The following is a 229-nucleotide window of genomic DNA, read 5'->3' on the forward strand; positions in this document are numbered from 1 at the left end:
GCTCGACAATTTCTGTACAGCCGCCAATGAATTCGAACGTGCGCACATGCGAACCGATCCAGTCTGGCAACTGCTGCGTCCAGGTCGCTTCGGCGTACGTGTAATTCGACGCGCCGAGAACAGCAACGAACAGCTCGGCGTCGCGGATCTCGCCGGTCTGCGCGTCGATGATGGCGATCCTGTCGCCGGAGTAGTCGACGAACAGCTTCTCGCCGGGCGCGTGCGTCTG

The 229-nt window shown here is 61.6% G+C and carries 1 pseudogene; it reads right to left on the reverse strand.

Going from position 1 to position 229, the window contains the following annotated elements:
- Positions 1 to 229: pseudogene (locus tag SB771_RS37545) on the reverse strand (IS21 family transposase); the annotation flags it as partial.

It is taken from the genome of Burkholderia sp. SIMBA_051 (assembly GCF_046534915.1).
Taxonomy (GTDB): domain Bacteria; phylum Pseudomonadota; class Gammaproteobacteria; order Burkholderiales; family Burkholderiaceae; genus Burkholderia; species Burkholderia ambifaria.